The following is a 9,567-nucleotide window of genomic DNA, read 5'->3' on the forward strand; positions in this document are numbered from 1 at the left end:
TGTCGCGCATGCGTTCACTGCGGTTGCTCTCCTGCTGCCTGCTGCTCGTGGTGCTGACCGCGTGCGGCGGCGAGGACGGTACGGACACCGGTTTCGTGCACGGCGCCGACGGGTCCGGGGCCGATCGGCTCGCCGCCGCCGCGGTCAGCGATGTGCAGTCCTACTGGCGCGCGGAATTCCCCAAGGCGTTCGGGAAGCCGTGGCAGCCGGTGCACGAGTTCCGTTCGGTGGACACGCTGCACGCGAACGGTCGGCTGTGCGGGCGCCCGGCCGGGGAGCTGGAGGGCAACGCGCTCTACTGCCCGGATCAGGACGCCGTGCTGTGGGACCGCGGTGCCCTGATTCCGGTGCTGCGCAAGCAATTCGGCGACACCGCGGTCCTCGCGGTGCTGGCCCACGAGTTCGGGCACGCGGTACAGCGGCGCACCGGGATGCCCGCCGATTCCCCCTCGGTGGTCACCGAGGCGATGGCCGACTGCTATTCGGGGGCGAGCCTGCGCTGGCTCGCCGCAGGGCACGGGGCCCGGCCACGGTTCGGTTCCGGGGAACTGGCCAAGGCGCTGCAGGCGATCATGACCTTCCGCGATCCGGCAGGGAGTGCGGCGAGCGCGAACGGCGCCCACGGCGACGCCTTCGACCGGATCACCGCCTTCGGGGACGGCTACCGGGATGGTGCCCGCCGCTGCTCGGCCATGACCGCGAGCAACCGGGTCTTCACCCAGCAGCGGTTCACCGACCTCGGCGAGGCGGCGGGCGCCGCGGAGATGCCCTACCGCGAACTGCTCGGCAAGGTCACCGCGAGCCTCACCACGTGGCTGCGCGGCAGGCAGCCGGGGTTCCACGCGCCACCGCAGCGCGAAGTGGCGAACCCCTGCGCCGGGCGGCAGGGCGCGGCGGGATACTGCGCGGGCACGATCCAGCTCGGCCCCGGACTCGCCGCGCTGCACCGGGAACTCGGCGACTGGGCGGCGGGCACCGCGCTCGCCGGGCGGTACGCGCTCGCCGCCGAGGCACAGTCCGGGCACCCGGTCACCGGGCAGCGGGCACGTACCCGCGTCCTGTGTGCTGCCGGTGCGTTCACCGGGCACCTGCTCGAGCGTCGTTCCGGGTTCGGGCTCTCCCCCGGCGATCTGGACGAATCCGTGCGGTTGCTGCTGCGTTCCCCCGAGGCCTCCGCCGATGCGAGCGGGAAAGGCATCGACTCGCCGGTCGAACGGGTGCTCACCTTCCGGGACGGAGTGTTCGGCGAGGGCGCGGCGGGCCACTGCTGATCGTGGGGTTCGGCACACGACGCGTGTCCATTCCCAGTACTGTGCGGCTATGCACAGGATCCCCCGTCGTCGCCGGGCGCTGTTCGCGGTGTTCGGTGTGCTCGCCATCGGCCTCGCGACCGCGTGCGGTCAGCAGGTCGAGGGAAAGCCGGAAAGCGCATTGACCCGGGTGGACACGAACACCGTGTCCGGCCTGCCGATCAAGGACGCCCCGGACGGCCCGAAGCAGGGGGCACCGGATGCGCGGCTCCCGGTCAACGGCGGGGTCACCACCCAGTCCGACCGGGTCGCGGTGAACGCGCTCTCCGATGTGTTCGACTACTGGCGCACGGCGATGCCCCGGTCTTTCGGGCAGCAGTTCACCGCGCCGACCACGTTCACCTCCTACGACTCGGACAAGCCTGGCCCGAAAGTGTGCGGAATGGACACCCAGGGCCTGGTCAACGCGTTCTACTGCAACCTGGACCGCAGCGTCGCCTGGGATCGCGGGGCACTGCTGCCGACCATGATCCGGCAGTTCGGCCCGAATTCGGTGGCGGTCGTGCTCGCCCACGAAATGGGCCACTCCGTGCAGTATCAGCTCGGCCGGAAATCGGGGGTGAGCAAGGCGACCGGTTCGATCGTGCTCGAGCAGCAGGCCGACTGCTACGCGGGTTCGTTCATGCGCTGGGCCGCGCAGGGCAACGCCAAGCATTTCGACGTCGCCACCGGGGCGGGCCTCAACAAGGTCATGTCCGCGATGCTGTTCATCGGGGACACCCCGGGCCAGGCCACCAAATCCTCCCCGGGCGCGCACGGCAGCGCGTTCGACCGGATGTACGCCTTCCAGAAGGGATTCGCCGGGGATCCCGGGAAATGCGCGGCGATCGACAAGAAAGACGTGGATTCCCGCTCCACCGAACGCCTTTTCCGCAGCGACGAAGCCTCGCAGGACAAGGGAAATCTGGATGTCGGTGCCGAGCTGCCGCTGGTGAAGGAGAATCTCGACGCCGCGTTCGCCGACACCGGGGTCTCCGCACCGGAAATCACGCGAGGCGAAGGGAAATGCGGAGCACAGGGCACTCCCCCGGTCTCCTACTGTGCCGAGCAGAACAGCCTCGACGTCTCGGTTCCGGATCTGCAGCGCATCGGGCAGGGCGATTTCGACGCCGGGACCGTGCGCAGCATGAGCGGCACGAAACTCGGTGGGGATTTCTCCGCGTTCGCCGAGTTCGCCTCCCGCTACACGCTCGCGGTGCAGAAGCATGCCGGGCTGGACATCAACGGCGAGGCGGCCGGGCTGCGCAGCACCTGCCTGACCGGTGCCTGGGCCAAGTACGCCGCAGAACGGCACGGCTCCGGCAACCAGCTACGGCTCGCGGCGGGCGATCTCGACGAGGCGATCACCGAGATGCTCCAGCCGCGCAGCGTGATCAGTGACGATGTGGCCGGAACCGGGGTTCGCTCCGGCTTCGCCCGCATCGAGGCATTCCGGATCGGTTACCTGAAGGGTTCGGACCAGTGCTCGGCGAAGTTCGGCGGCTGAGCCGGTTCGCGGTCGTGGCCTGCGCGGTGCTACTCGGCGGTGCGGGCTGTTCCGCCGCCGTTCCGGGCACCGCGGAACCCGGCGAACCGCCACCGAGTTCGAGTTCCCCCGCGACGACAGGACAGCGCGCCGGTCCCGATGATCCGATCACCGCGGCCTGTCCGCTGGTGAGCGGGCAACAGCTCGGCGCCGCGCTCGGAACCGGCGCGGCCACAGCGAGCGAGAAGCCCCGCAAACCCGGCGAGACCAGCTACACCTGCACCTATTCCGGAGCGGCCGAGGCGATCACCAGCGTGGACCAGCGGCGGTTCACCCCGGATCGACGGCCCGATCCGGTCAAGACCGCGAAACTCATGACCGGCAAGGGCACCAATATCCGTCCGGTCAGTGGCGCCGGGGATGCCGCGTACGCCTTCGACACGACGGTGCGCGCCATCCCGACGAGCGCGCTGGCCTGTGTGCGCCTCGGCGAGCACACGATCACGTTCTTCATGACCATGACGCCCGCGCTCGGCAAGACCGCGGAGCTGACCGCGATCGCGCGGACCGCGCTCGGCTCCTAGTAAGTCTCAGAACAGAGCGCTGGCCAGCTTCCGGCGCGCCGCGAGCACCCGCTCGTCGTCCCCGGGGAACAGCTCGAACAGTTCCAGCAGATGAGTGCGCGCTCGGTCCTTCTCCGCACCGGCGCTGCCCGCGATCACCGCGATCAGCCGGTCGAAGCCCGCCTCGACCTGCTGGGCGGCCACCTGCTGATCGGCCGCGGCCAGCTGGAGTTCGAGATCGTCACCGGCGGCGTCCGCCTTCGCCACCGCGTCCGGGTCGCCCTGCTCAGTGCGGCGGGCGAACCTGGTCTGTGCGAGGGCGAGCTTCGCCTCGGTGTTGCCCGGCTCCGCCTCGATGATCGCCTCGTAGGCCCGCTCGGCCGCGTCGAAGTCCCCGTCCTCGAGCGCCTGTTCGGCCGCGGTGAACCTGGTGTCCTCGGGTTCCTCGGCCTCCGGCTCCGCGGCACCCGCGTTCGCCTCGGCCGCCGCGATCCCGGGCAGCTTGTCCCGCAATGCGTCCAGCAGACCGGAGATCCACTTGTGGATCTCCGGTTCCGGGAGCGCACCGGAGAACGCGTCCACCGGCTGGCCACCGGCCACCGCGACCACCATCGGGATCGACTGCACCCCGAACAGCTGCGCGATGCGCGGGTTCGCGTCCACGTCGACCTTGGCCAGGATCCAGGCCCCGTTGGCCTCGGCGGCGAGCCGCTCGAGCACCGGGGAAAGCTGCTTGCACGGACCACACCACTCGGCCCACAGGTCGATGACCACCGGGATCTCGGTGGAACGCTGCACGACGTCCTGGAAGCCGGCCTCGTCCACGTCGATCACGAACTGACCGCCGGAGCCCGAGCCCGCCTCCGGGTTCTCGGCCTGCTCCTTGGCCTTCTGCGCCGCTTCCGCGCGCGCCTTGACGGCCGCGAGATCGACGGCGCCGGACATGGCGGCGGTTGCTTGTACCTGCTTGGCCGCGTTACGCGGGTCTGGCCTCGTCACATCACCATCCTGACATGTTCGCCCGTCCGCGTGCACACAGGCTTCACCACGCGTCGAGGCCTCGGGCGATCTCGCCCGGGCTCGGCATCCCGTGCAGCTCCTCGCGCACCTGTGCCGCGGTGTCCCGATAGCCCCGCTCCTCGACGAGCGCGCCGAGCACGGCGGCGTCCACCTGCTCCGGTTCGCATTCCAGCCCCACCCCGCGCGTGGCCACCGCCGCTGCGTTGATGTGCCGGTCCGCCCCGTCCGGGAGGACCAGCTGGGCGACCCCGGCATCCAGTGCGGTGAGCGTGGTCCCGCCCCCGCCGTGATGCACCAGCGCGGTGCAGGTGGCGAGCAGACCGTCGAGCGGGACCCAGCGCTCCAGCCGCACATTCGGGGGGACCACCCCGAATCCGCCGAGATCCACATCGCCGAGAGCGAACACGAACTCCGCTTCCACCTTCTCGGCCACCGCCAGGATGCGCTCCACAGTGGACAGACCGTTCATCTGCGGGGAGACCGTGCCGAGCGTGACCCCGATCCGCGGGCGGGCGAGCGGTTCGGCCAGCCAGCCGGGCAGCACCGCGCCACCGTTGTACGGCACGAACCGCATCATCAGGTCGGCCGGATCCACCTCGGCCATACTCGGCGGCGCCACATCGATGCTCGCGCTCTCCTTCGGCGGCTCGGTGCCGTACTCGGCGAACACATCGGCGAGCTCCGCGGCGAGCAGCGGCCCCACCTTCGAGGTACGCCCGAAACCGACGCCGACATCGATCGCGGGGATCCCGAGCAGACCGGCCGCGAGCAGCGCTCCCCCGTTGAACGAGGAGTACACGATCACATCCGGCCGGTACTGCCGCGCGATCCGCACCACCGGTTCGACGAAGTACCGGGAGACCTGGGCGAACGCCGGGACAACTCCGGTGATGTCGCGCACCGGGGCATTGCCGACCGCCATCTCCGGGCGTTCGGCACGCAGCCGCTGCATCATCGTGCCCATGGTCAGTCCGGGCTCGACATCGGTGACCGGCAGGCCCGCCTGTTCGACCGCGAGGCCCGCACCCGAGGTCGCGAACCGCACCTCGTGCCCGTGGCCGCGCAGCGACCAGGCGAGCGGAACCATGGGAAAGGCGTGTCCGATGGCGGGCATCGGCAGGAAGAGCACCCGCATGGCGGCTCCTTATTCAACGCTTGATGAATTCGCTCTGGCTGACGTTACTCCCCCGGTATCGGCCACGTCGGGGGAATGTGAGCGGCCGGACAGTCAGCGCGTGAGCTCGGTCCGCGCGTCCAGCGCCATCGGATTGACGTACATGACCTCATTGCGTTCGGCGATGCGCGCCGCGATCGGGGTCAGCAGTTCGCCCAGCCGTTCGGTGGCCCGCGCGCCGAGTTCCCGCCAGGGTTGTCCGGCGGCCGCGTCGGTGCGTTCCTCGACCCAGTTCCGGAGCTCGCGCCCGCTCGCGGTCACCGCACCCTGATCGTCGAGCAGCCCGCGCTCGGTCAGTCGTTCGGTTGCCGCCGCCCATGCGGACTCCGGCCAGGCACGCTTGGCGCGCAGATACCCGGCATCGAGCCCCCGTTCCGCTGCGAAGAGCACCAGTGCCGCGCACGGTTCGAGCTCCGCGCTGATCAGTGCGGCGATGTGCCCGTCACCGCGGGACTCGCGCAACACCGTGCAGGCCTGCCACAGCGCGAGGTGCGCCGGTTCCGGAACGGCGAGTACCGCGTTCGCCGCCGCGAGCGGTCGCCCCGCCAGCGATGCGTGCCCGGCGGCTTCGCCCGTCAGCCGCGCGGCCTCCGCGAGCTCGGACCCGTCCACCGCGCCGAGCAACCGGCGCAGCGCGGCGTCCGCGCCACGCAGGCGTGCCTCGAGGAACCGTTCCGGAGCGGCGATCTGCCAGGCATCGGGGAGGGCGCGCTCGATCAGCGAGGGATGGAAGGTATAGAACGCCGAGACGACCGTGGATGCGGGCACGGCTCCGAGCGGGGCCGCACGCATCCCCACGTACCCCATCCAGCCACCACGGCAACCGAGGCCGTCGGTCTGGGCACGGGACTCCGGGGTGAAGTAGGTGACGTCATGAATCGGCTCGAAACGCACCCACATCGCCCGCGCCTGGTGCATGAGCCCAGTCCGTTCTCCCCTCAGCGGCGCGGCCGCCTTTCACCGCCCGCGCCGCCCGGCAAACCAACACACGCCCCTCAGAAGCGAGCCGGTTCGATGTAGACGCCCCACTCCTCGCGCAGCGCGTCGCAGATCTCGCCGAGCGAGGCCTCCGCGCGCACCGCGGCCATCATCGGCTCGATCAGGTTGCCCTCCCCGCGGGCCACCTCGACCATCCTGGACAGTGCGGCGTCGACGGCGGCCTTGTCCCGCCCCGCCCTGCGCTTGGTGAGCAGCGCGTTCTGCTCCCGCTCCACCTCGTGCGAGATGCGCAGGATGTCCAGCTCGTCCTCGCCGCCTTCACCGGTGAGCGTGTTGACCCCGACCATGAACTTGTCCTTCTTCTCCAGCGCCTGCTGGTAGGCGAAGGCCGCGTCCGCGATCTCTCCGGTGAACCAGCCGTCCTCGATCCCGCGCAGGATGCCGGAGGTCATCTCGCCGATCGGGTGTTCCCCGTTCGGCACGGCCAGCCGCGCCATGTCCTTGATCCGGTCGAAGATGCGCTCGGCCTCGGACTCGATCTTGTCGGTCAGCGCCTCGATGTACCAGGAACCGCCGAGTGGATCGGCGACGTTGGTGACCCCGGTCTCCTCCATGATCACCTGCTGGGTGCGCAGCGCGATCTGCGCGGCCTTGTCGCTCGGCAGCGCGAGCACCTCGTCGAGCGCATTGGTGTGCAGGGAGTTCGTCCCGCCGAGTACCGCGGCCATGGCCTCGATCGCGGTGCGCACGATGTTGTTGTCCGGCTGCTGGGCGGTGAGCGAGACACCGGCGGTCTGGGTGTGGAACCGCAGTGACTGGGCACGCGCCGTCTTCGCGCCGTAGACATCGCGCAACCAGCGCGCCCAGATCCGCCGCGCGGCACGGAATTTGGCGATCTCCTCGAAGAAGTCCACGTGTGCGTCGAAGAAGAAACTCAGCCCCGGGGCGAACTGTTCGATGTCCAGCCCGCGCGCCAGGCCGAGTTCCACGTACCCGAACCCGTCCGCCAGGGTGAACGCGAGCTCCTGCGCGGCGGTCGAACCGGCCTCGCGGATGTGGTACCCGGAAACCGAAAGCGGTTTGTAGGCCTGGATGTCGGAGGCGCAGTACTCCATGAGGTCGCCGATGAGGCGCAGGTGCGGTTCGGGGGCGAACAGCCATTCCTTCTGCGCGATGTATTCCTTGAAGATGTCGGTCTGCAGGGTGCCGTTCAGTTTGCGGATGTCCGCGCCCTGGCGCTCGGCGGCGACGAGGTACATGCAGAAGACCGGGACCGCGGGCCCGGAGATGGTCATCGAGGTGGTGACGTCCTCGAGCGGGATGCCCTCGAAGAGCACGTCCATGTCGGCCGCGGTGTCGATCGCCACGCCGCAGTGCCCGACCTCCCCGAGCGAGCGCGGGTCGTCCGAGTCGCGGCCCATCAGCGTGGGCATGTCGAAGGCGACCGAGAGCCCGTCCCCGCCACCGGCGAGGATCATCTTGTACCGCTCGTTGGTCTGGCGCGCGTTGCCGAACCCGGCGAACTGCCGGATGGTCCAGGGCTTGCCGCGGTAACCGCTCGCGTGCAGTCCCCTGGTGAACGGGTACTGGCCGGGCCAGCCGATCCGGGAGAAGCCGTCGACCCGTTCCTCGGGGCGCGGACCGTAGACCGGTTCCACCTCGGCCCCGGAGAGCGTCGTGAAGTCCACATCGCGCACCCGGCCCGATTCGGCGGCCGCCGTGTACGCGTCCTGCCAGCGCTCCGCGCCGTCACCGGGATCGGTCCCGTATGCCGTCAGCGGATCGAAGCGGTCGACCGACATGATGCCTCCCTGTCCGTTTCCCCTACCGAGATAGTAGGACTTCCAACTATCGGTCGCCAGAGTGTGTTGTGTCACCGGTGGACTACCGGCGATCACGACTGGGGAACAGCCTCGACGGCGACCACGGGATCGTCCTCGCGGTCGCAGGCCGACGGAGATACTGAGGAAGGCGCCGACGGAGCCGACGAGTGAGATGGCGGCGAGCCACCGAACGGAAAACTGACCGAGGCCGGAACAAATCAACGGCGAGCACGACAGAAGCCGCCACTGGATGCAGCGGGTGTCGCACTCGCCGTGATAGTCACGCTCGATTGACCGGTCGGCCCACCGCAGCCAGTCATGGCGTCCGATTCACTCGGCCGCCATCCTGGCTCACGGCCCCTTTGCCGGGCCCCGGCCTACTACTTCACAGTCCGTTCGATGCCATTATTCGCAGCCCTTCCTTCGCGGGGATTCGCAGCACTGGCGATAATACTACGGCCAAGGGACAATACGTCCCCCGATACAGGTAGTGTCAACACACAGCACAGGGAGGTGAGCAATTGATGACCGCGAGTGCTCACCAGCCACGTCTGTGCTCGCTCAAGAACTGGCAATTGTGGCGGCAGCGTCCGCTTGCCATCGCCTGGCTGCTCGCCGTGGCGGGCATCGCACTCATCGTCACCGTGCTCGGTTACGTCTTCCTGGAACCGACCGGGCACGATCTGATCGTCTTCGGCGCACTGATCGCTCTCGGCATTGTCCAGGCCGAGATCAGCCGGCATGTCGAACGCACGAGGCGCAGTATCAACACCGTCCGGCACGTCGACCTGACCTCGGTGTGGACCTTCGCCGGAGTCCTGCTGCTTCCGCCGGGGCTCGCCTATTCCGTGATCATCGTGCTCTACCTGCACCTCGGACTGCGCAGCTGGCTCGGCGCCCAACCGCTGTTCCAGCAGATACACGCCCCCGCGGCGGTACTCGTCACGGCACCGTTCGCCCAGTGGCTTTTCCACCTGATCAGCCCGGTGCCGTTCAACGACCTCGCCGAGGCCTCCACGATGGTGCTCGCGGCGACCGCGGTCGCCGCGCTGGCGTACTCCGTCATCGACATGTTCATCATCGCCATCGCCGCGGCCGTACTGCGCGGCGGCGACAGCTTCCGTACCTATGTCGGCGACTTCACCAACCACGGCCTCGACCTGAGCACCAACTGCATCGGCGCCTTCGTTGCGCTCGCCCTGGTGTACCAGCCGTTCTTCGTGGTGTTCACCATCGTCCCGGTGCTGGTCATCCACCGCAGCGTGCTGGTCAA

General features: G+C 69.3%; 7 protein-coding genes and 1 pseudogene. 4 read left to right on the plus strand and 4 right to left on the minus strand.

Features of this window, described 5'->3' with window-relative positions:
- Window positions 1–8: 8 nt before the first annotated feature.
- From AD72_RS21995 to AD72_RS22005, 3 genes are read left to right on the plus strand one after another with little or no spacing between them, the layout of a single operon-like run.
- Complete coding sequence (locus tag AD72_RS21995) at window positions 9–1,271, plus strand: neutral zinc metallopeptidase (protein ID WP_037346892.1); 1,263 nt, start codon at window positions 9–11, stop codon at window positions 1,269–1,271.
- Window positions 1,272–1,320: 49 nt separating this feature from the next.
- On the plus strand, window positions 1,321–2,796 hold the full coding sequence (locus AD72_RS22000) for a neutral zinc metallopeptidase (RefSeq protein WP_031468444.1): 1,476 nt from the start codon (window positions 1,321–1,323) through the stop codon (window positions 2,794–2,796).
- Window positions 2,772–3,359, plus strand: coding sequence for a hypothetical protein (locus AD72_RS22005; RefSeq protein ID WP_031468445.1), 588 nt, complete (start codon window positions 2,772–2,774; stop codon window positions 3,357–3,359). Before AD72_RS22000 ends, AD72_RS22005 begins: the two co-directional genes overlap by 25 nt.
- Window positions 3,360–3,365: 6 nt before the next feature.
- On the opposite strand, the gene AD72_RS22010 is transcribed toward AD72_RS22005, so the two are convergent.
- The 4 genes from AD72_RS22010 to icmA all read right to left on the minus strand — a co-directional run bounded on the left by AD72_RS22010 (window position 3,366) and on the right by icmA (window position 8,273).
- The gene (locus tag AD72_RS22010; protein WP_037346895.1) at window positions 3,366–4,283 is read right to left on the minus strand and encodes a tetratricopeptide repeat protein; all 918 of its coding nucleotides are present in this window, start codon (window positions 4,281–4,283) and stop codon (window positions 3,366–3,368) included.
- Window positions 4,284–4,380: 97 nt separating this feature from the next.
- Window positions 4,381–5,493, minus strand: coding sequence for a nucleotide disphospho-sugar-binding domain-containing protein (locus AD72_RS22015; RefSeq protein WP_031468447.1), 1,113 nt, complete (start codon window positions 5,491–5,493; stop codon window positions 4,381–4,383).
- A gap of 93 nt (window positions 5,494–5,586) precedes the next feature.
- On the minus strand, window positions 5,587–6,450 hold the full coding sequence (locus tag AD72_RS22020) for an SCO6745 family protein (protein ID WP_031468448.1): 864 nt from the start codon (window positions 6,448–6,450) through the stop codon (window positions 5,587–5,589).
- 77 nt (window positions 6,451–6,527) lie between these two features.
- Window positions 6,528–8,273: a coenzyme B12-dependent isobutyryl-CoA mutase large subunit gene (gene icmA, locus AD72_RS22025; protein ID WP_051898877.1), complete on the minus strand. Its 1,746-nt coding sequence runs from the start codon at window positions 8,271–8,273 to the stop codon at window positions 6,528–6,530.
- A 545-nt stretch (window positions 8,274–8,818) separates the two neighbouring features.
- On the opposite strand from icmA, the pseudogene AD72_RS22030 reads away from it, so the two are divergent.
- Window positions 8,819–9,567 (plus strand): annotated as a pseudogene (locus tag AD72_RS22030) (GGDEF domain-containing protein); the annotation flags it as partial.

The organism is Sciscionella sediminilitoris, assembly GCF_000737195.2.
GTDB lineage: Bacteria > Actinomycetota > Actinomycetes > Mycobacteriales > Pseudonocardiaceae > Sciscionella > Sciscionella sediminilitoris.

Bases quoted from the DNA above. Each gene is read 5' to 3' on its own strand.
- AD72_RS21995 (WP_037346892.1), top strand. From the start codon at position 9: ATGCGTTCACTGCGGTTGCTCTCCTGCTGCCTGCTGCTCGTGGTGCTG.
- AD72_RS22000 (WP_031468444.1), top strand. From the start codon at position 1,321: ATGCACAGGATCCCCCGTCGTCGCCGGGCGCTGTTCGCGGTGTTCGGT.
- AD72_RS22010 (WP_037346895.1), bottom strand. From the start codon at position 4,283: ATGTCCGGCGCCGTCGATCTCGCGGCCGTCAAGGCGCGCGCGGAAGCG.
- AD72_RS22015 (WP_031468447.1), bottom strand. From the start codon at position 5,493: ATGCGGGTGCTCTTCCTGCCGATGCCCGCCATCGGACACGCCTTTCCC.
- AD72_RS22020 (WP_031468448.1), bottom strand. From the start codon at position 6,450: ATGCACCAGGCGCGGGCGATGTGGGTGCGTTTCGAGCCGATTCATGAC.
- icmA (WP_051898877.1), bottom strand. From the start codon at position 8,273: ATGTCGGTCGACCGCTTCGATCCGCTGACGGCATACGGGACCGATCCC.